At 72.5% G+C, this 19,165-nt stretch carries 19 protein-coding genes; 7 read left to right on the forward strand and 12 right to left on the reverse strand.

Features of this window, described 5'->3' with window-relative positions; genetic code table 11:
• Positions 1-45: 45 nt before the first annotated feature.
• From BMX65_RS30020 to BMX65_RS30035, 4 genes are all read left to right on the forward strand, one after another.
• On the forward strand, positions 46-942 hold the full coding sequence (locus tag BMX65_RS30020) for a beta-keto acid cleavage family enzyme (RefSeq protein ID WP_075003508.1): 897 nt from the start codon (positions 46-48) through the stop codon (positions 940-942).
• Positions 943-1,069: 127 nt separating this feature from the next.
• On the forward strand, positions 1,070-2,026 hold the full coding sequence (locus tag BMX65_RS30025; RefSeq protein ID WP_075003509.1) for a 3-hydroxyacyl-CoA dehydrogenase NAD-binding domain-containing protein: 957 nt from the start codon (positions 1,070-1,072) through the stop codon (positions 2,024-2,026).
• Entirely contained in the window at positions 2,023-2,475 is a 453-nt protein-coding gene (locus BMX65_RS30030) for a thioesterase family protein (protein ID WP_075003510.1), read from the forward strand. Before BMX65_RS30025 ends, BMX65_RS30030 begins: the two co-directional genes overlap by 4 nt.
• A gap of 242 nt (positions 2,476-2,717) precedes the next feature.
• Positions 2,718-3,704 carry a TauD/TfdA dioxygenase family protein gene (locus BMX65_RS30035; protein ID WP_239502198.1) on the forward strand — a complete coding sequence of 329 codons (987 nt, stop codon included), beginning with the start codon at positions 2,718-2,720 and terminating at the stop codon, positions 3,702-3,704.
• Between the two features lie 103 nt (positions 3,705-3,807).
• On the opposite strand, the gene BMX65_RS33120 is transcribed toward BMX65_RS30035, so the two are convergent.
• The 8 genes from BMX65_RS33120 to BMX65_RS30075 form a co-directional block, all read right to left on the reverse strand.
• Positions 3,808-4,845, reverse strand: coding sequence for a hypothetical protein (locus BMX65_RS33120; RefSeq protein ID WP_075003511.1), 1,038 nt, complete (start codon positions 4,843-4,845; stop codon positions 3,808-3,810).
• A gap of 113 nt (positions 4,846-4,958) precedes the next feature.
• Positions 4,959-6,842, reverse strand: a complete 1,884-nt coding sequence (locus tag BMX65_RS30045; protein WP_075003512.1) for an AMP-dependent synthetase/ligase — start codon at positions 6,840-6,842, stop codon at positions 4,959-4,961.
• 405 nt (positions 6,843-7,247) lie between these two features.
• Positions 7,248-7,940 carry a TetR/AcrR family transcriptional regulator gene (locus BMX65_RS30050; RefSeq protein ID WP_075003541.1) on the reverse strand — a complete coding sequence of 231 codons (693 nt, stop codon included), beginning with the start codon at positions 7,938-7,940 and terminating at the stop codon, positions 7,248-7,250.
• A 187-nt stretch (positions 7,941-8,127) separates the two neighbouring features.
• Positions 8,128-9,429 carry a dicarboxylate/amino acid:cation symporter gene (locus BMX65_RS30055; RefSeq protein WP_107437623.1) on the reverse strand — a complete coding sequence of 434 codons (1,302 nt, stop codon included), beginning with the start codon at positions 9,427-9,429 and terminating at the stop codon, positions 8,128-8,130.
• A gap of 487 nt (positions 9,430-9,916) precedes the next feature.
• Positions 9,917-10,267, reverse strand: a complete 351-nt coding sequence (locus BMX65_RS30060) for a DUF4229 domain-containing protein (RefSeq protein ID WP_075003514.1) — start codon at positions 10,265-10,267, stop codon at positions 9,917-9,919.
• A 136-nt stretch (positions 10,268-10,403) separates the two neighbouring features.
• Complete coding sequence (locus tag BMX65_RS30065; RefSeq protein WP_075003515.1) at positions 10,404-11,438, reverse strand: radical SAM protein; 1,035 nt, start codon at positions 11,436-11,438, stop codon at positions 10,404-10,406.
• 83 nt (positions 11,439-11,521) lie between these two features.
• Positions 11,522-11,974, reverse strand: coding sequence for an Lrp/AsnC family transcriptional regulator (locus BMX65_RS30070; protein ID WP_019354131.1), 453 nt, complete (start codon positions 11,972-11,974; stop codon positions 11,522-11,524).
• Positions 11,975-12,016: 42 nt separating this feature from the next.
• Positions 12,017-12,724, reverse strand: a complete 708-nt coding sequence (locus BMX65_RS30075) for a UbiX family flavin prenyltransferase (protein ID WP_177214381.1) — start codon at positions 12,722-12,724, stop codon at positions 12,017-12,019.
• 75 nt (positions 12,725-12,799) lie between these two features.
• Here BMX65_RS30075 and BMX65_RS30080 point away from each other — a divergent pair, with 75 nt between their 5' ends.
• Both BMX65_RS30080 and BMX65_RS30085 read left to right on the forward strand, forming a co-directional pair.
• Complete coding sequence (locus BMX65_RS30080) at positions 12,800-13,963, forward strand: hypothetical protein (protein WP_075003517.1); 1,164 nt, start codon at positions 12,800-12,802, stop codon at positions 13,961-13,963.
• Positions 13,964-14,143: 180 nt separating this feature from the next.
• Complete coding sequence (locus BMX65_RS30085; protein ID WP_019354128.1) at positions 14,144-14,749, forward strand: rhomboid family intramembrane serine protease; 606 nt, start codon at positions 14,144-14,146, stop codon at positions 14,747-14,749.
• Positions 14,750-14,777: 28 nt separating this feature from the next.
• Here BMX65_RS30085 and BMX65_RS30090 read toward each other — a convergent pair whose 3' ends face one another.
• The 3 genes from BMX65_RS30090 to BMX65_RS30100 form a co-directional block, all read right to left on the reverse strand.
• Positions 14,778-15,359: a Uma2 family endonuclease gene (locus BMX65_RS30090; RefSeq protein ID WP_075003518.1), complete on the reverse strand. Its 582-nt coding sequence runs from the start codon at positions 15,357-15,359 to the stop codon at positions 14,778-14,780.
• A 42-nt stretch (positions 15,360-15,401) separates the two neighbouring features.
• Positions 15,402-16,322, reverse strand: coding sequence for a menaquinone biosynthesis prenyltransferase MqnP (mqnP, locus tag BMX65_RS30095; protein ID WP_075003519.1), 921 nt, complete (start codon positions 16,320-16,322; stop codon positions 15,402-15,404).
• Positions 16,323-16,431: 109 nt separating this feature from the next.
• Positions 16,432-17,883, reverse strand: a complete 1,452-nt coding sequence (locus BMX65_RS30100) for a menaquinone biosynthesis decarboxylase (RefSeq protein WP_075003520.1) — start codon at positions 17,881-17,883, stop codon at positions 16,432-16,434.
• A 144-nt stretch (positions 17,884-18,027) separates the two neighbouring features.
• On the opposite strand from BMX65_RS30100, the gene BMX65_RS30105 reads away from it, so the two are divergent.
• Positions 18,028-18,453 (forward strand): PLD nuclease N-terminal domain-containing protein, encoded by a 426-nt coding sequence (locus BMX65_RS30105; RefSeq protein WP_079172147.1) that lies wholly within the window; start codon positions 18,028-18,030, stop codon positions 18,451-18,453.
• A gap of 146 nt (positions 18,454-18,599) precedes the next feature.
• Here the strand turns inward: BMX65_RS30105 and BMX65_RS30110 are convergent, their stop codons facing one another.
• Positions 18,600-19,163, reverse strand: a complete 564-nt coding sequence (locus BMX65_RS30110; RefSeq protein ID WP_075003522.1) for an SRPBCC family protein — start codon at positions 19,161-19,163, stop codon at positions 18,600-18,602.
• Positions 19,164-19,165 lie beyond the last annotated feature (2 nt).

Here is a 19,165-nt window from a genome sequence, read left to right on the forward strand (position 1 = left end):
CCCGGCCGACACCTGACCACCGACCGACCCCCCGGAGGTAGCACCATGTCCGTCACCGAGAACGTCATCATCACCGCCGCCCTCACCGGCGCCGGTGACACCGTCGGGCGCAGCCCGCACGTCCCCGTCACCCCCGAGCAGATAGCCGCCTCGGCGGTCGAGGCCGCCGGAGCCGGCGCCGCTGTCGTGCACATCCACGTCCGCGACCCGGAGACCGGCGCGCCCTCGCGGGACCGGACGCTGTACCGCGAGGTCCTGGAGCGGATCAAGGAGACCGGCACCGACGTCGTCATCAACCTGACCGCCGGCATGGGCGGCGACCTGGTGCTCGACGCCGACCAGCCGCTGGAGAAGGGCGCGCTGGACGGTACGGACCTGGTCGGCGGCCTGGACCGGCTGCCGCACGTGGAGGACCTGCTGCCGGACATCTGCACCCTGGACTGCGGGTCGCTCAACTTCGGCGACCAGCTCTACATCTCCACCACGGAGATGCTGCGCAAGGGCGCACGCCGGATCCAGGAGCTGGGGGTCAAGCCGGAGCTGGAGATCTTCGACACCGGGCAGCTCTGGTTCGCCAAGCAGCTCCTGGAGGAGGGACTGCTGGACCAGCCGACCCTCTTCCAACTGTGCATGGGCATCCCGTGGGGCGCACCGGCCGACCCGGGCGTGCTGCAGTCGATGGTCAATTTCCTGCCGCCGAACGCGCAGTGGGCCTCGTTCGCACTGGGCCGGATGCAGATGCCGTGGGTCGCGCAGTCGATCCTGCTCGGCGGGAACGTGCGGGTCGGCCTGGAGGACAACCTGTACCTCAGCCGCGGGGTCAAGGCGACCAACGGGCAGCTCGTGGAGCGTGCCGTGCAGATCACCGAGTCGCTCGGCGCCACGGTCGCCTCCCCCGACGAGGCCCGGGCCCGGCTGGGGCTCAAGCCCCGCACCGCCTGAGCGGCCACCGCACCGCCCCCGCCCGCCCCGCAGTACGGAGCGGGGGCGCCCCCTCCCTCCCGCACCGGCGGGCCCTCCCCGACCGCGGGCCGCGCCGTATCCCCTCCCCACCCCGAGGAGCACCCTGATGAACACCCCTCCGAGCGATGTGTCCCGTGTGACGTGCGTCGGCGCCGGCGTCATAGGCGGCGGCTGGGTCGCGCACTTCCTCGCGCGCGGCTACGACGTGACCGCCTGGGACCCCGCACCCGATGCACCCGAGAAGCTGCGTCGCCTGGTGGACGCCGCCTGGCCCTCGCTCACCCGGCTGGGGCTCGCCGAGGGCGCCTCACCGGACCGGCTCCGGTTCGCCGCCACCCTCGAAGAGGCGTGCGCCGAGGCGCAGTTCGTGCAGGAGAGCGCGCCGGAGAAGCTGGAACTCAAGCGCGGCCTGCTGGCCGAGCTGGACGCGGCGACGCCCGAGGGCGTCGTCATCGCCTCCTCCACGTCCGGCTACCCGATGACCGACATGCAGACCGAGGCCGCGCACCCGGAGCGGCTGCTGGTGGGCCACCCGTTCAACCCGCCGTATCTGATCCCGCTGGTCGAGGTGGTCGGCGGCGAGCGCACCGACCGGTCGGCCGTCGAGTGGGCGTCGCGGTTCTACGAGGCGGCCGGCAAGTCGGTGATCACGATGGAGCGGGAGCTGCCCGGTTTCATCGCCAACCGGCTGCAGGAGGCGCTGTGGCGGGAGGCGCTGCACATGGTCGCCAACGGCGAGGCGACGGTGCAGGAGATCGACGACTCGATCACCGAGGGTCCCGGGCTGCGCTGGGCGTTCATGGGGCCCTGCCTGACGTTCGCGCTGGCGGGCGGCGAAGGGGGCATGGGCCATATGCTCGACCACTTCGGGCCGTCCCTGAAGTCGCCGTGGACCCGGCTGGAGGCGCCCGAACTGGACCGGGCGCTGCGGGACGCGATGGTGGCCGGTTGCGAGGAGGCCGCCGCCGGGCGCAGCATCGCCGACCTGGTCGCCGAACGGGACCGGGGCGTCATCGACGTGCTGCGGGCCACCGGCCGGCTCCCCGGCGAGGCGTCCGCATGACCCGGCTCCCGCTCTTCGAGCAGACCGTGCGCCCCGAGTGGATCGACTACAACGGTCATATGAGCGAGGCGTTCTATGTCCTGGTCTTCGGCCACGCCACCGACGCGATGATGGACGAGGTCGGTCTGGGGCCGGCCTACCGGGAGGACACCGGCTGCTCCCTGTACACCGTCGAGGCGCATGTCCGGTACCTGGACGAGGTCGCGGAGGGCGCCCCGCTGACGGTGCGTACCCGCGTCCTCGGTGCCGCCGGGAAGAAGCTGCGCTTCGCGCACGAGATGTCCGTCGGGGAGCGCCCGGTCGCCACGAGCGAGCTGTTCGCGCTGCACGTGGGCGCCGAGGGCAGCACGCCCTTCCCGGAGGCGGTCCGCGCACGTCTGGAGGCGCTCGTCGAGGAGCCCCCGGAGTGGGCGGGGCGCGCCGTCGCTCCGGTCGGCCGCGCCGGGTGATGTTGACGATCCGGGGAGCGAATCCCACAATGAGCGGCATGGTCGCGCACTCCACTTCCCCGCTCGGACGCCACGGCGTCCCGTGGCGGCGCGGGTGCGAGCGATCCGGTCTCTAGGTGTGACCCCGGCTCCCGGAGGGAGCGACGGCGGCCGCGCGTCCGCGCGGCCGGGTACGACGGCCGCGTGCGGACGCGGCCGGTACGTCCACCACGCGTTCGACCGGATCCGCTGGAGGATCGATCATGAGCATCACCACCCCCGACCAGACCCCCGACCAGACTCCCGGCCAGGCTCCCGCCCGGACCCCCGACGGGACCGCGGCGCTGCGTGACGCCCGCGTCCCCGAAGGGGGCCTCTACGAGGGCGTGCGCATCCTGCGGCCCTTCGCCGAGGACTGGGAGGAGCGGCCCTACGAGCAGATCGAGGTCGTGCCGCAGACACGCGTCATCGGCGCGGAGATCCGCGGCGCCGACCTGTCCCGTCCGCTGAGCCCCGCGCTGCGCGAGGAGCTGAACCGGGCGCTGCTGGAGTGGAAGGTCCTCTTCTTCCGCGGCGCGGGCCTCACCCCCGAGCAGCAGGCCGGCTTCGCCCGGAACTGGGGCGATCTGGAGACCAATCCGCTGCTGGCCCGCGGGTCCAGCGACGAGATCGTCCGGTTCGAGAAGGGGGCGGCGGCGCGGCCCACGTACGAGAACGTGTGGCACACCGACGTCACCTTCCGGGAGCGCCCCGCCCTGGGCGCGGTGCTGCAGCTCCGTGAAGTGCCCCCGCTGGGCGGGCACACCATGTGGGCGGACATGGCCGCGGCCTACGACAACCTGCCCACCCGGATCCGGGAGCGGATCGACGGGGCCACCGCGGTGCACGACTTCATCCCCGGGTTCGCACGGTTCACCTCGGCCGAGCGGCTGGCCGAACTCCAGGAGGAGTTCCCGCCGGTCGAGCACCCGGTGGTGCGCACCCACCCGGAGACCGGCCGCCGGATGCTGTTCGTGAACACCTCGTTCACCACCCACATCGTGGGGATGGAGCGCGAGGAGAGCGACCGGCTGCTGGCCGAACTGGTCCGCCAGGCGCACGTTCCGGAGTACCAGGTGCGCTTCGCCTGGCAGCCCGGTGACATCGCGTTCTGGGACAACCGGGCGACCCAGCACTACGCGCTGTTCGACTACGCGCCGCACCGCCGGGTCGCCGAGCGGGTGGCGATCGTCGGCGACCGGCCGTTCTGAGCCACCCCCCGCAGCCGCTTCGCCCGCTTCTCTTCCCCCGGAGGGGCGGGCGAAGCCCTGTCCGGGCGTCGGCCGCGGACCGGCCGTGCGCAGGCCGGGCCGGTCAGCCGGCCGGGACGCGGACCTCGTCGCGGATGTCGTTCACCCGGTCCGCCCACGCCTCCAGGTCCACCTTCTTCGGGTCGACTCCGTAGGTGTCGAGGGCGTCCTTGGCGACGTAGGCGGCGGTGCCCGGGTCGCTCCAGGCGCAGACGGGGATCGTCAGCTTCCGGCTGCCCTGCGACTTGACCAGTACCTCGCAGGTCAGCGGGTCGCCGCCGGCGGGTGTGATGTCGCGGCGCTTGACGGCCACCGACATCGCCGAGCCCGACTCCATGCCGTCCATCATCTGGTTCTTGGACCTCTCGGGGTTGCCGTAGTCCTCGCCGGTGGCCGCCCCGTACAGCAGCCGGGAGCTGCCGGAGGGGTTGGCGTAGGAGCCCAGGTGGGCCTCCTCGCCCGGCTGGTCGGGGTCCACCGACTCGCTGAGGTCCTTCTTGAGACGGTACTTGCCGTCGTCCAGCGTCTTGGGGAACTTCAGCTCGTAGACGGTCTCCGAAGGGCTCGGTGTCGGCTCCGGGGAGGAGGCGTCGTCGGCGGGCTCCTCGGAGGCCGACTCGGACTTCTCGGGCTTCACCTTGTCGTCGGCCGCGTCGTCCTTGTCGTCGGAACCGCCCGAGAGCACCAGCAGCGTGCCGGCGACCGCCAGCGCGACCACCAGTACGGCGGCCACGACGATGCCGACGACCTTGTTGCTGCGGTTCGGCGGGGGCGGCGGGCTTCCGTAGGGTGCGGGGAAGCCGGGCTGGCCGGGCTGGCCGAAGCCGCCCGGAGCGCCGGGGCCGCCCGGAGCGCCCGGGTTGCCCGGGGGCTGGCCGAAACCGCCGCCCTGCGGCTGGCCGTAGGCACCGGCACCACCCTGGGGCCGGCCATAGGCACCGCCCTGCGGCTGTCCGTAGCCGCCGCTCTGCGGCTGCCCCTGGCCACCGTCCTGCGGCTGTCCGTAGGCAGCGTCCTGCGGCTGTCCGTAGCCTCCCGCGGACGGGGGGCCGAAGCCGCCGCCGCCCTGCGGCTGGTTCGGCGGCTGCGGGGGTGTCGTCATCCCGTGTCCCTCCCTGCGAGGGAGGCGTACCCCGTCCCCCGACCGTGCTCGTGCCCGACGCTCGGTTCACGGTACCGCCGTCTTGGCCAAAGCATGACTTCGGGGATACCGGTTCAGCGCGGGTAGAGCGTGTCGATCTCGGCGGCGAAGTCCCGCACGATCGCCGCCCGCCGCAGCTTCATGGACGGGGTCAGGTGCCCCGCCTCCTCGGTGAAGTCGTGCGGCAGCACCACGAACCTGCGGATCGACTCGGCCCGCGAGACCAGCGAGTTGGCCTCGTCCACGGCCTGCTGCAGATTGCGCAGCAGGTCCCCGTCCACGGCCAGCTCGGCCGCGGTCAACCGCTCCTTGCGGTGCATCCGGCGCCAGTGCGCGAGCCCGTCCGGCTCCAGCGTCACCAGCGCCGTCACATACGGCCGGTTGTCGCCGATCACCAGGCACTGGCTGATCAGCGGATGCGCGCGCAGCCAGTCCTCCAGCGGGGCGGGCGCCAGATTCTTGCCCGCCGAGGTGATGATGAGGTCCTTCTTGCGGCCGGTGATGCTCAGATACCCCTCCGAATCGAGCGCGCCCAGGTCGCCGGTGGGCAGCCACCCCTCCGCGTCCCGGTGCGGGAGCACGCTCCCGGTACGCGCTTCCCAGTAGCCGCCGAACACGTGGTCGCCCTTGATCAGCACCTCGCCGTCGTCCGCGATCCGCAGCGCCGTGCCCGGCACCGGCCAGCCCACCGTGCCCAGCCGGGGTTTGAGCGGCGGCGTGGCGGTCGTCGCCGCTGCCGTCTCGGTCAGCCCGTACCCCTCGTAGACCGTGACGCCCGCGCCCTCGAAGAACGCCGCGAGCCGGTGCCCCAGCGGGGAGCCGCCGCAGATGACGTACCGGCACCGGCCACCCAGCGCCGAGCGGATCCGGCGGTAGATCAGCGTGTCGTACAGCCCGCGCGCGGCCCGCAGGCCGAACCCGGGGCCGCCGCCGAAGCCGTGCTCCTGTGCCTCGACGGCCTCCCCGTACCGCTGCGCGATCCGCGCCCCGCGGTCGAACGAGGAGGCCCGGCCCATCCGCTCCGCCGTCGCCCGGCCGGTGTTGTAGATCTTCTCCAGCACATACGGGATGCCCAGCAGGAACGTCGGCGCGAAGCTCGCCAGGTCCGGGAGCAGGTCCTCGGTTTTCAGGCTCGGCGCGTGCCCGAGCCGCACCCGCGCCCGCAGGCAGCCGATGGCCACCATCCTGCCGAACACGTGCGACAGCGGCAGGAACAGCAGCGTCGAGGCCGGTTCGGACTGCTCACCGCGGAAGACCGGATACAGCAGCTCGATCGCGTTGTCGACCTCGGCGAAGAAGTTGCCGTGCGTGAGCACGCAGCCCTTGGGCGGGCCCGTCGTACCCGAGGTGTAGATGAACGTGGCGATGCTCTGCGGCCCCAACTGCGCCCGGCGCTCGGCGACGAGTTCGTCCGGCAGCTCCCGGCCCGCGTCCACCACATGGCCCACGGCACCGGAACTGAACTGCCACAGATGCTCCAGGCCCGGCAGGTTGCCGCGCTCGGCACTGAGCATCCGGGTCTGCTCGACGTCCTCCACGAAGCAGGCCCGCGCCCGCGAGTCCTGCAGGATGTGCCGGGCCTGCAGGGCCGAGGAGGTGGGGTAGACCGGCACCGTGACCAGGCCGGCCGCCCAGGCGGCGAAGTCCGTGAGGGTCCACTCGTAGGTGGTGCGGGCCATGATGGCCAGCCGGTCGCCCGGCCGCAGGCCCAGCGCGATCAGGCCCTTCGCCATCGCCAGTACCTCGGCGGCGAGTTCGCGGGCCGTCATGTCCTGCCAACTGCCGTCCCGCACCTTCCGGCTGAGGACGGGCTCCTCGGGGGCCTCGGCGGCGTTGGTGAAGGGGATGTCGGCCAGCGAGCCGACGGCCACCCGCGGGGCCAGCGGCGGGACGGAGACCTCGCGGACCCTGCCGTCCTCCACCTTCTTGTGCGGTTCGACCAGTTGCACCGGTTGCATGGTGACGGCTCCTTCCTCGCATGTGCGGAGAGTTCCGTCCTCGCCCAGCGCCCAGCGCCTGACGCGGCAGTAACCTTACCGAGAAGTAAATTTACGGGAGCGGGACGAGTTCAGGGAATGCCCGCGCGCCACCTTCATCGGACACACACAGGACCGGCCCTCGACCTTGCCAAGGGCGCCCCACCGCCCGGCCGTCCGGCTTCCGCCGCGCCCTCGGACACGGCACGTGGACCTTCGCCCGCCGCCTGGCGGGGCTGTGCGCGGCCGCCGACGGACGGGAAGTGTGCTACGCCGAGGCGGGCTTCAGGGCACCCGCACCGCTCCCGGCCCAGGTCGATTACGCCGCCGGCCCCGCCTCGGGCACCTTCGTCCTGCGGGACGGTGACGGCCCCGCCGGGAGACATCTCACGGGCCGTGCGGGCCTCGGGCCACCGCGGAACCGGAGCCCACTCCAGGCACCCATCGGGCGCCCTTCATCAGATTCTCCAGTCCGGCCCAGCAGAAGTTCATCAGCGTCGCCGCCGTCTCGTTCGCCGACGGCGCGTCCGGCGACGGTTCGGCACCGGACAGGCCGGTGCGGCTGCGCGAGTCGGCCCACTCGGCGAGCGACTCGGCAGCGCCCACCAGCGCATGCGCCAGCCCGGAGACCTCCCGTTCGGCCAGCTTCCCGGCGCAGCCCGCGTCCCGCGCCGCCTGCCCCAGCAGCGCCGTGACGATCACGACGACCTCGATCCGCATGGTGTCGACCTCGCGGGAGAAGGGCTCACCCCGGGTGCGGGCCCGGTAGAGCACGGCGACCCCGTCCGGGCGCGCCGCGGTGTGCGCGAAGAACGCCGTGAGGCCGTTCCAGAGCTGCTGGTCGGCGGAGAGCCCGCGCTGTCGGGTGCCCTCCCGCACGGCCGCCACGAGCGCGGCGACCTCGCGCCGGACACAGGCCGTGAACAGCTCTTCCTTGGACTTGAGGTACAGATAGACCAGCGGCTTGGAGACACCGGCCGCCTCGGCGATGTCGTCCATGGAAGCGGCCTGGTAACCGTGCCGCGCGAACGCCGTGACCGCGGCGTCCAGCATCTGCCGCTCCCTCACCTCGCGCGGCATGCGCTTCTGCCCCACGCGCTTCCATCCCTTCACCCCGTATGCCCCGTGACCCCCTCGCCGGACCGGCGACGCCACCCCGACAGCGCGCACGTTCCCCCGCCAACTCCGGCTCCCGGCAAGCCTACGCGCCCCCGGCGGCGGAGCCGGGGGCGCGCGGAAGGAGGCCGGACGAGGGGAAGAGATCAGGTCAGCTCGCGGTGGCCGGTTCCCGCTGACCCGGCACCCGGGCCTCGGCGCCGCTGTCGGCCTCCTCGACGGAGAAGCTGCGCGCCGTGGCGAACGCCTCCCGGTCCAGGATCTTCTCCTTGGCCGAGACCAGGACCGGGATGACGGCCTGGCCCGCGACGTTGGTCGCCGTGCGCATCATGTCCAGGATCGGGTCGATGGCCAGCAGCAGCCCGACGCCCTCCAGCGGGAGGCCGAGGGTGGAGAGGGTGAGGGTCAGCATCACGGTCGCGCCGGTGAGGCCGGCGGTGGCGGCCGAACCGATGACCGAGACGAAGACGATCAGCAGGTACTCCTTGATGCCCATGTCGACGTGGAAGAACTCGCCCACGAAGATCGCCGCGATCGCCGGGTAGATGGAGGCGCAGCCGTCCATCTTGGTGGTCGAGCCGAACGGCACCGCGAAGGACGCGTACTCCTTGGGCACGCCGAGCCGCTCGGTCACCTTCTGGGTGAGCGGCATGGTGCCGACCGAGGAGCGGGAGACGAACGCGAGCTGGATGGCGGGCCAGGCGCCCCGGAAGAACTGCAGCGGGTTGACCTTGGCGACGGTGGCGAGCAGCAGCGGGTAGACGCCGAACAGCACCAGTGCGCAGCCGACGTAGATGTCCGCGGTGAACGTCGCGTAGCTGCCGATCAGGTCCCAGCCGTAGTCCTTGATGGCGGTACCGATCAGGCCGATGGTGCCGATCGGGGCCAGCCGGATGATCCACCACAGCGCCTTCTGCAGCAGGGCCAGCACGGACTCGCCCAGGGTGAGGATGGGTTCGGCCTTCTCGCCCAGCTTGAGCGCGGCGATACCGACGACGACCGCCATGAAGACGATCTGGAGCACCTTCAGTTCGGTGAACGGCGTGATCACATCGGTCGGGATGATCCCGGTGAGGAAGTCCAGCCAGGACCCCTGGGTGTCCGGCTTGGCGGCGTCCGCGGCCGAGAGACCGGTGCCGGAGCCCGGGTTGGTGACCAGGCCGATGGCCAGCCCGATCGCCACGGCGATCAGCGAGGTCGCCATGAACCAGAGCAGGGTGCGGGTGGCCAGCCGTGCCGCGTTGTGCACGTTGCGCAGGTTGGTGATCGAAATGGTGATCGCGAAGAAGACCAGCGGTGCGACAGCCAGCTTGAGGAGCTGGACGAAGATCTCACCGATCTTGGTGAGGGTGGTGCCGAGCCAGGCCACGTCCCAGTTGCGGGCGGCCCAGCCCAGGACCACGCCGAGCACGAGGCCGAGCAGGATCTGGGCCCAGAACGGCACCTTGGGTATGCGCGCGGAGCGTTCGGACGGGGCGGCGTCGGCGGAGGACGGCGAGGGGGACGGCGAGGGGGACGACGAGGACGACGGGGACGACGAGGTCACGGACAGACTCCGGGGGCATCAGGAAGCGGACTCTTGGAAGCGGACTCTGGAGAGGGGCATCGCGCGCGGAGGTGCGCAAGGCGATGCGGTCGCGGGACTGTGCGGTCGCGCCGGAGTATGGTCCGGCCGCGCTGTCAGCGACAGGTCGCCGACATGCAGCGGCAGAGATCGACATGCAGCCGCGCCACGAGCGCCGGGCCGGGGCGGCCCAGGAGCGCGTCGGAAGTGGTGGCTGCGTTCGTCATGGCCGTCACGCTAACACTCCGTCTTTGGCTTACCCAAAGCATTGCTTTGGGGGGCGAGTACGGAAAAGCTCAACGCCCCACCGGGGAAGGGTCATTCCCGGTGGGGCGCCGACAGCGATGTGAGGAGGGTTACAGGGCCGCTCAGCCCGTCACGCGGAACCCGTCCCGGGCTCGGCCTGCGACGGCGCCTGCGACTGCGCCTGCGCCGGCTGGGTCCCGTCCTCCTGGCTCTGGTTGGCCGCCAGCCGCTCCTTGGCACGGCTCACGCCCTGGACGACCTGTTCCGACATCGCGGCCCGCTGGTTGCGCAGCAGCACATAGCTGAGCGGCGCGGAGACGACGAGTGCCACGAGCACCACCCAGATCGGGTTCGAGTCACCGATTCCGGAGGGGATGACGCCGAAGTGCGTCAGCAGTCCGACGACGACCAGGCAGCCGACGAAGATGCCGAGCCGCATGGTGGTGTAGCGGAGCGTCGCGTGCGAAGTGCTGCTGCTCACGTGGGTTCTCCATGCTTTCGGGCGATTCGTGGTTCCTCACCAGTCAAGCACAGGCCACGAGGCGATCTTCGTCACCCCCGGAGACGGGTACCACCGGCCGCACGGGCGGGCAGCGTCCGCGCCGCCCGGCTGCGCCTCACACCCGCATGGGCTGCGGCGTCTCGCGCCGCTGCGGGTCCGGGCCCGGGAAACCGCGCAGCTCCCGGTGGCGCACGTCGCGCTGGACGGGGCGGAACCCCGTGTCGGTGATCAGATCCAGCAGGTCCTCACGGGTCAGCGCGTCGCCCTGTCCTTCGCCCTGCGCCTGCTCGCCGTCCACCACCGCGCCGGCCATCTCGTCCGCACCGTGCTGGAGCGCGAGCTGCGCCGTCTGCACGCTGTGCAGCGCCCAGTCGACCGCCACGTGCGGCACGTTGTCCAGCAGCAGCCGGGAGACCGCGAACGTCGTGAGGATCTCCGCGCCGGTCGCGCTCTGCGGCACGTCGCGGCGCAGCGGCAGGAACACCTGGAAGCCGCCGGTCTCGTCCTGCAGTTCACGCAGCCGCAGCAGCCGGTCGACGAAGTCCGCGCGCTCGGCGGGGGCCGCGACCGACCCGTAACGCACCGTGCAGGGAGTCGCGAGCCCCGTGGCGTGCGCGAGCCGCAGCACCCGCGCCCGCTCCTCCCAGGACAGCTCCGCCTCCGCGGCGGTCTCCACCGGGCCCTCGGCGCACAGTCCGTCCAGACCGGCCTCCGCGAGCGTGTCCAGCACCCCGGAGGCACCGTCCGTGTGCTCGGCGTGCTCGGCGTGCTCGGCGTGCTCGGCCGCGAAGCCGGCGATGTCGGCGGCGGTGCAGGCGGTGAGCGCCACCTCGGCGGGCAGCGCGTCCCGCAGCGTGCGCACCGCACCCGGAAGACCGCTCCAGCCGATCCCGCCGGTGGTCAGCCGCAGCTCGGTGACACCCTCGGCGGCCCACCGGGTGGCCCGGCCGACCGCCTCGCCGGTGTCCGCCGTCAGCTCCAGCGACCGGTGGACGGCGAACCGGGCGGTGTCGCCGCTGTGCCGCGTCCGCACCTGGTGCGCGAGGCCGCCGAGCCAGGCCAGGTCGTCGCAGTCGTACAGGGCGATGCCGTCCGCCCGGCTCAACCGCTCGCCGGAGCGGACCTTCCGCTCGATGTCCGCCGCGTCCATTCCTCGCGCCACCTGCCCGCCTCGGTCCGTGTCCGTCATGATTCGCGCGTCCGGCCCGACACTACGCCAGGGCCCGCCCGCCGCTACTCCTCGGGCAGCTCACCGACCCGGTTCTCCCACTTGGTCGACAGCACGATCGTCGTCCGCGTCCGCGAGACGCCCTTGGTGCCCGACAGCCGGCGGATGGTGCGCTCCAGGCCGTCCACGTCACCGGCCCGCACCTTGAGCATGTAGGAGTCGTCGCCCGCGATGAACCAGCAGTCCTCCACCTCCTGGAGGTCCCGCAGCCGGGTGGCCACCTCCTCGTGGTCGGTGGCGTCGGAGAGCTGGATACCGATCAGCGCCGTCACCCCCAGCCCGAGGGACGAGGCGTCGACCGTCGCGCGGTACCCGGTGATCACTCCGGCGGCCTCAAGCCGGTTGATCCGGTCGGTGACGCTGGGCCCCGACAGACCCACCAGCCGCCCCAGTTCGGCGTAGGAGGCTCTGCCGTTCTCCCGCAGCGCCTGGATGAGCTGCCTGTCCACCGCGTCCATGGATGCCGCTGCCTCCTGTATGTAGTAGTCCGGGGAACGAATCTAAGGCATCGGGCCCGTACCGCCCGGGCCGGTGCCTCCCGCATCCCGGTCGCTGCCGCCCGTTCCGCTCCCCAGGTGCCCCTCCCAGCGGCGGTAGAGCTTGTGCTCCACCCCGGCCGCGTCCAGCACCCGCCCCGCGACGAAGTCGACGAGGTCCTGGATGTGCCGGGCCCCCGCGTAGAAGGCGGGGGAGGCGGGCAGCACCACCGCTCCCGCCTCGTCCAGCGTCACCAGGTGGCGCAGCGTCTGGCCGTTCAGCGGGGTCTCCCGTACGGCGACGACCAGCGGACGGTGCTCCTTGAGCGTCACACTGGCCGCACGCTGCAGCAGGTCCTTGGAGAGCCCCAGCGCCACCCCGGCGACGCATGCGGTGCTCGCCGGCACCACCAGCATCCCCCGCACCGGGTACGAACCGGACGACGGCCCGGCCGCCAGGTCGCCCGGGGCCCAGTGCCGCACCCGGGCCGGGTCCGTCGCGAACGCGTCCGGGCTGCCGTCGGCGCCCCGGTCCAGCCAGCGGCGCAGGTCGTCCTGCGCATGGGCGTCGCGGAACGGATGCCCCGTCTCGTCGAGGATCGTCAACCGGGAGGCGCGGCTGACGACGAGGTCGACGTCCTCGCCCGCCTCCAGCAGCGCCCGGACGACCGCCGCCGCGTAGGGCGTTCCGGACGCCCCGGAGACGCCGACCACCCAGGGGACCCGTGCCATGTCACTCACGCCCCCGACCCTACGTCCCGGCTCGCGGGCCCCGGCGGGGACGCGAGGGCGCGTACGCTCTGCGTCATGCGTGTCTCCCGTCCAAGCCACACCGCCGCGGCAGCACTCTGCGCGACCGTACTGGCCGTCGCCGTCGCCGGCTGCTCCATGGCCGAGAAGGTGACCACGGGGCTCAAGGTCAAGCACGCCTTCGAGAAGCTGGGCGAGCAGCCCGCCGCCTCGGTGCTGGTGTCGGTGGACGGCAGCCGCGCCGACGCCGAGAAGTTCCTGCGGGCCGCGGGCGGCAAGGGCTCGCTCCGGCGCCCGGCCCGGCTGCTGACCCGCGGCGAACTCACCTTCGCCGTCGGCTCGGACCGCGAGGAGATCCCGCTCAAGGAGCTGAGCCGCTCCGAGCGGCTGCGCTTCGCGGCGGCCGTCAACTTCGGCGGCAAGGACGTGCTGGCCGCCAAGTCGGTGGAGGAGAAGCTCTACGTCCGGATGAACCTGCGCTCCCTGGTGGCGCAGACCGGCGGCTCCGAGCAGGACCGGCACCGGGCCCGCCGCATCGTCTCGCTGGCGAAGGATCTGCCCGCGACGCTGCGTTCGGCCAAGGACGCGCTCAAGGGCAGGTGGGTGGAGGTCGACCCGGAGTCCTTCGACGACTTCGCGCGCGCCGCGCAGGAGATCACCGCGGAGGAGAAGCGCGACGAGCGGCGGGCGGGGAAGCGGGGCGAGGCAGGACAGCACGGCTCGCCGGACTCCCGGCAGACCGACGAGACCAGCAAGCGGCTGGGCCGCGCGACGGCCGCCGGGCGCGCCCTGAACGGCGAGTCCGAGCGCGAGTTCCTGCAGGGGCTGGAGAAGACCCTGGGCGAGCACGCCCGCTTCCGCACAGCGGGCGAGTACGGCGGTGCCGAGCATGTGACGGTCTCCGTGCCCGCGCGCCGGGCGGCCCCGGACCTGTCGCGGGCGCTGGCGGCGCTGGGCGCCCGGCTCGATCCGGAGAAGGTCCCGGACAAGACCGTCAGCGCCGATCTGCAGATCCGGCGCGGCCAGCTCACCGGGCTCACGCTCGACCTGGAGCAGTTCCTCGGCGGGAAGCAGGCGCGCACGGTGCACCTCCCGCTGCGGATGGACTTCGGCAGCGGCGACGCCGTCACCGTGCGGGCCCCGGACGGGGTGCGCGAGCTGGAGCCACAGGACCTGCTGGCCGCCGTGATGTACGGCGCTCTGGGCACGGGCGGCATCTGAGGCCATCCTGGGGGCCGGGGCCCGGGCCGGGAACGGGGCTGAGCCGGGAACGGGTCCGGGGCCGTCCCGGACCGGGCCGGTCGGCAGGCCGGGAACCGCCGACACGCCGTACGCCGTTGTACAGCGTGACGGGACACGGACGAGGTTCTGCGGGGGACGCTCCTCGTGAAGGAGGCGGGCATGGCGAAGGGCTCGGACGGCTCCGGCGGCGCCAGAGCGATGGCGGCCGGCAAGCTGATCGTCGCCTGGGTGGCGCTGCTGTGGGTGCTGGAGGCCGTGGACCAGGCGTCGGGCAACGCGCTGGACTCGTTCGGAATCCAGCCGCGGCGCGTCGGGGAGCTGGTGGACGTCGTCCCCAGCGCCTTCATGCACTTCGGATTCGAGCACCTGATGGCCAACACGCTGCCGCTGCTGGTGCTGGGCTTCCTGGCGGCACTGCGCGGGGTGGGACGCTTCCTCGCCGTCGCCGCGATCATCGTCGTGGTGAGCGGTCTGGGCGTCTGGCTGATCGCCCCGGCGGGCAGCAACACCGCGGGCGCCTCCGGGCTGATCTTCGGCCTCTTCGGCTATCTGGTCGCCCGCGGCTTCGTGGACCGCCGCATCACCGACGTGGCGCTGGGCACGGTCGTCGCCGTCTTCTACGGCTCCCTGCTGTGGGGCGTCCTGCCCACCGATTCCGGCATCTCCTGGCAGGGTCACCTCTTCGGCCTGATCGGCGGCGTCCTCGCCGCCCGCCTCACCGCCGAGCCCCGCGCCCTGGGCGAGGCCAAGCCCGCCTGGCACTGAGACCCCGTCCGGGACCGGGGAGGACGCGTCAGACGCCGGGGGGCTGGGTGCGGGTCTCCCGGTCGACGGGCAGCTCGTCCGTCTCGATCCGCACCTCGCCGATCTCCAGGGCCAGCTCGACGGGCTTGCCGTACGGGACCACGTCCCGGCCCCGGTAGCCGTCCGGGCCCGGGTGCCACAGGGTGGTGCACTCGGCGCGGTACGGATCGAAGATCAGGTACCGGGCGATCCCGCGCTGCGCGTACAGCCTGTCCTTGACCACGTAGTCGTGCCGGACGCTGCTGGGCGACACGACCTCCACGGCCAGCTCGATCAGGTCCGGCGGGTACGCGCTGAGGTTGCGGTCCGCCTCCGCCCGCGGGACCAGCGCGATGTCGGGGCAGAGCTCGTCGGCGGCGGAGAAGACGAAGGTGACGTCCGAGATGCAGGCCCACTCCGTTCCGAGCTGCGCCTCGAACGTGTTCTCCAGAAGTCGGATCGTCCTGCCGTGGAACGGCCTGACCGGACTCACCATGATGGTGCCCCCCACGATCTCCGTCCGGAAGCCAGGGAACTGGTCCTCCAGCCGGCTGAGCTGCGAGTGCAGGCGGTCGGTCTCCGAGATCGGCACGGCGCTCCCTTCCCTGCTCCCGATAGTGGAGGGGCAGGCTAGTCAGAGACCCAGCCCGCGCACCGCCAGATCCAGCAGAGCACACCCGAACAGGGCGATCCCGATGAAACTGTTGACCTGGAAGAAGGCGCGGTTGAGGCGGGAGAGGTCGCGGGGGCGCACGAGGGTGTGCTCGTAGACGAAGGCGCCCGCGACGATCACCAGGCCCAGCCAGAAGAACACGCCCGCGTGGGTGAGCAGCCCGAAGCCGACCAGCAGGCCGACCGTGACCAGGTGTGCGGCGCGGGTGGCGTGCAGCGCGGCCGCGGTGCCGAAGCGCGCCGGCACGGACCGCACCCCGTTGGCGCGGTCGGCCGTCACGTCCTGGCAGGCGTAGATCAGGTCGAAGCCCCCGATCCAGATGCCCACGGCCAGCCCGAGCACCGCGGCGTCCCACGACCAGGCGCCGGTGACCGCGATCCACGCGCCGATGGGCCCGATGGCCTGGGCGATCCCGAGGATGGCGTGCGGGTAGTCGGTGAAGCGCTTCCCGTACGGGTAGACCACCATCGGCAGCACGGCGAGCGGCGCCAGGGCCAGGCACAGCGGGTTCAGCAGCGCCGCCGCGCCCAGGAAGACCGCGAGCGCCACGACGGCGCCCGTCCAGGCCGTCCGGACCGAGACCGCACCGGTGACCAGTTCCCGGCCCGCGGTGCGCGGGTTGCGGGCGTCGATCTCGCGGTCGATGATCCGGTTGGCCGCCATCGCGAACGTCCGCATCCCCACCATGGCGACGGTCACCAGGAACAGCTGCCACCAGTGGATGCTGCGGCTCTCGCGGAACATCGCGGAGAGCGCGGCGATGTAGGCGAACGGCAGCGCGAAGACCGAGTGCTCGATGACGACGAGCCGGAGGAAGGCCCGCACGCGGCCGACATCGGCCCCCGGTCCCGGTCCGAGTACGCCCTCAGCCGTGCTGCTCACAGCATCCCCTCGCTCGCTCCCGCGGCCGCCCGCCACCGGGCCGGCCGCACCGCCCGCGGCCCGGCCGCCGCGTGCGCTTCCCCGGCCCGTGGCCGGGCACCGGTCCCGCTCACAGGCCGTACTCCTTCCAGCGGCGGCTGACCAGCTCGGCCACCCGCGGGTCCGACTCGATCATCCCGGGCCAGCCGCCGTCCCGCGTGTACCCCTCCTCGGGCAGCTTGCGGGTCGCGTCGATGCCCGCCTTGCCGCCCCAGAACTGCTGGTAGGAGGCGTGGTCGAGGTGGTCGACGGGGCCTTCGGCCACCGTGAGGTCGCGCGCGTAGTCCACGTTGCCCAGCGCCCGCCAGGAGACCTCGTGCAGGTTCCGCACGTCGCAGTCCTTGTCCACCACGACGATGAGTTTGGTCAGCGACATCATGTGCGCGCCCCAGACGGCGTGCATCACCTTCTGCGCGTGCTTGGGGTAGCGCTTGTCGATGGCCACGATCGCGCAGTTGTGGAAGCCGCCGGACTCGGGCAGGTGGTAGTCGACGATGTCGGGCACGATGACCTTCAGCAGCGGCAGGAAGAACCGCTCCGTGGCCCGGCCCAGCGGCCCGTCCTCGGTCGGCGGGCGGCCCACCACGATGGACTGGAGCAGCGGCCGCTTCCGGGTGGTGACGCAGTCGATGGTCAGGGCGGGGAAGAGTTCCTGCGGCGTGTAGAAGCCCGTGTGGTCGCCGAACGGGCCCTCCGGGCGCAGCTCGCCCGGCTCCAGCCAGCCCTCCAGCACCACCTCGGCGGCGGCGGGCACCTGGAGCGGGACGGTCTTGCAGTCCACCATCTCCACCCGCTTGCCCTGGAGGAAGCCCGCCAGCAGGTACTCGTCGATGTCCGCGGGGAGCGGTGCGGTGGAGGCGTAGGTCACGGCGGGCGGGCAGCCGAAGGCGATGGCGACGGGCAGCTTCTCGCCGCGCCGCGCCGCGACCTGGTAGTGGTTGCGGCTGTCCTTGTGGATCTGCCAGTGCATCCCGATGGTGCGGCGGTCGTGCCGCTGGAGCCGGTAGAGCCCCAGGTTGCGGACACCGGTCTCGGGGTCCTTGGTGTGGGTGAGGCCCAGGTTGAAGAACGAGCCGCCGTCCTCGGGCCAGGTGAACAGCGCGGGCAGCCGCTCCAGGTCCACCTCGTCGCCCTGCTGGACGACTTCCTGGACGGGCGCGTCCTTCACCTTCCGCGGCGGGACGTGCGACATCGCGCCGAGCTTCCCGAACGCCTCCCGGAAGCCGACGAAGCCCTGCGGCAGCTCGGGCTTGAGCAGACCGCCGATCTTCGCGCCGATCTCGTCGTAGGAGTCCAGGCCGAGCGCCTTGAGCAGCCGGCGGTCGGTGCCGTAGACGTTCATCGCCAGCGGCATGTCCGAGCCCTTGACGTTCTCGAACAGAAGTGCCGGGCCGCCCGCCTTGTTCACCCGGTCGACGAGCTCCCCGACCTCCAGATGGGGATCGACCTCGGCCTTGACCCGCACCAGGTCGCGGTCACGCTCCAGTGCTCGCAGGAGCGAGCGGAGATCGTCGTATGCCATACGTCTCAGTATCCTCCCCGATGCCCGCGCCCTGAGCGCCGGGGGCCGCGCCGGGGCCATTACGCTTGGCTCGTGGGGACCCGCCGAGCGGGCCCCGCACCCCGCATCCGTCCGGCGGCATCTCGCACCCAGGGGGCGTTCCGCGTGCTCAGGTATCTCCCGTTCCTCTTGATCCTGGCCGTGTGGATCTACGCGTTCATCGACTGCCTCAACACGCCCGAGAACGAGGTCCGCAAGCTGCCGAAGGTGGCGTGGGTCATCATCATCCTGCTCTTCGGGCAGGTGCTGCTGGGGCCCGTGGCCTGGTTCGCGGTGGGCCGGCCGCGGCGCAACGCGCCCTACGGCGCGACCCGCCCCGACGAGCGGCGCTGGGTCGCCCCGGACGACAACCCGGACTTCCTGAAGTCCCTGAACGAGTCCCCGGCTCCCGGTACGCATGCCTCCACCGACGCGCCTCCGGCCCCGGAACCGGCTCCGGAACCGGCTCCGGACCCTGCCCCGGAGCAGCGCCGCGAGTCCCCGCGCGACGAGGACGAGCTGCCCAACCGCAAGGACCGCGACGACGGCTGACCGGGCGGGGGCCGCCCTCTCCCGGAGGCCCCGGGAGTTCCGCTCCGGAGGCCCGCACGGTCCGGGCGGCGCGAGTGGGCACGGGAGTCGCGCCGACGGGCGCCTCAGCCCGCGGAACAGCGTGCTGCCGCGCTACGTGCTCCGCGCTAGCAGCGCCGCGCGTAGTCGTCCCGGAGGGCCGTGAAGCGCTCCGCCGTCCGGGACGCCCAGTCCGTCGGCTGTCCGCGCAGCTCGTCCTGGAGCAGCTCGAAGTGCTCGTGCCACCGGGCGAGGACTTCGTGGAGCCGCCCGGCGTCGGCGGTGAAGTCGTTGCGGAACCGGACCCGGGTGTGGTCGTCGTCCACGGACCCGCGCAGGGTGAAGCCGAAGGAGCCGCGCGCGTCGACCGTGTACTCCGCCAGGCGGCGCCGCGACCAGGCGGTGATCCGCCCGGGGGTGGCCAGCTCCTGCGGGCCGTCGGCGCCCGCGGCGGGCTCCCCGTTCCACCAGTGCAGGGTCACCGCGCCGCCGGGGCCGGGTTCGAAGGGGTCGGCCGCGGCGAGCCAGCCGCGCAGCCCGGCGGGGGTGGCGACCGCCGCCCACACGCTCTCCAGCGGGTGCGGGAACGCCAGCTCGAAGCCGACCGTGTGTGCGGCGCCGCCGGGACCGCTCCGCGCCGTGCCGTACGGGATGCCGTACGCGGTGGTCCCTGCCAGGCCCTCGGTGCTCATAG

The sequence above is a fragment of the Streptomyces qinglanensis genome (assembly GCF_900111245.1).
Taxonomy (GTDB): Bacteria; Actinomycetota; Actinomycetes; order Streptomycetales; family Streptomycetaceae; genus Streptomyces; species Streptomyces qinglanensis.

Bases quoted from the DNA above. Each gene is read 5' to 3' on its own strand.
- BMX65_RS30035 (WP_239502198.1), top strand. From the start codon at position 2,718: ATGAGCATCACCACCCCCGACCAGACCCCCGACCAGACTCCCGGCCAG.
- BMX65_RS30070 (WP_019354131.1), bottom strand. From the start codon at position 11,974: ATGGACGCGGTGGACAGGCAGCTCATCCAGGCGCTGCGGGAGAACGGC.
- BMX65_RS30020 (WP_075003508.1), top strand. From the start codon at position 46: ATGTCCGTCACCGAGAACGTCATCATCACCGCCGCCCTCACCGGCGCC.
- BMX65_RS30075 (WP_177214381.1), bottom strand. From the start codon at position 12,724: ATGGCACGGGTCCCCTGGGTGGTCGGCGTCTCCGGGGCGTCCGGAACG.
- BMX65_RS30045 (WP_075003512.1), bottom strand. From the start codon at position 6,842: ATGCAACCGGTGCAACTGGTCGAACCGCACAAGAAGGTGGAGGACGGC.
- BMX65_RS30025 (WP_075003509.1), top strand. From the start codon at position 1,070: ATGAACACCCCTCCGAGCGATGTGTCCCGTGTGACGTGCGTCGGCGCC.
- BMX65_RS30100 (WP_075003520.1), bottom strand. From the start codon at position 17,883: ATGGCATACGACGATCTCCGCTCGCTCCTGCGAGCACTGGAGCGTGAC.
- BMX65_RS30110 (WP_075003522.1), bottom strand. From the start codon at position 19,163: ATGAGCACCGAGGGCCTGGCAGGGACCACCGCGTACGGCATCCCGTAC.
- BMX65_RS30030 (WP_075003510.1), top strand. From the start codon at position 2,023: ATGACCCGGCTCCCGCTCTTCGAGCAGACCGTGCGCCCCGAGTGGATC.
- BMX65_RS30065 (WP_075003515.1), bottom strand. From the start codon at position 11,438: ATGGACGCGGCGGACATCGAGCGGAAGGTCCGCTCCGGCGAGCGGTTG.
- BMX65_RS33120 (WP_075003511.1), bottom strand. From the start codon at position 4,845: ATGACGACACCCCCGCAGCCGCCGAACCAGCCGCAGGGCGGCGGCGGC.
- BMX65_RS30085 (WP_019354128.1), top strand. From the start codon at position 14,144: ATGGCGAAGGGCTCGGACGGCTCCGGCGGCGCCAGAGCGATGGCGGCC.
- BMX65_RS30080 (WP_075003517.1), top strand. From the start codon at position 12,800: ATGCGTGTCTCCCGTCCAAGCCACACCGCCGCGGCAGCACTCTGCGCG.
- BMX65_RS30050 (WP_075003541.1), bottom strand. From the start codon at position 7,940: ATGCCGCGCGAGGTGAGGGAGCGGCAGATGCTGGACGCCGCGGTCACG.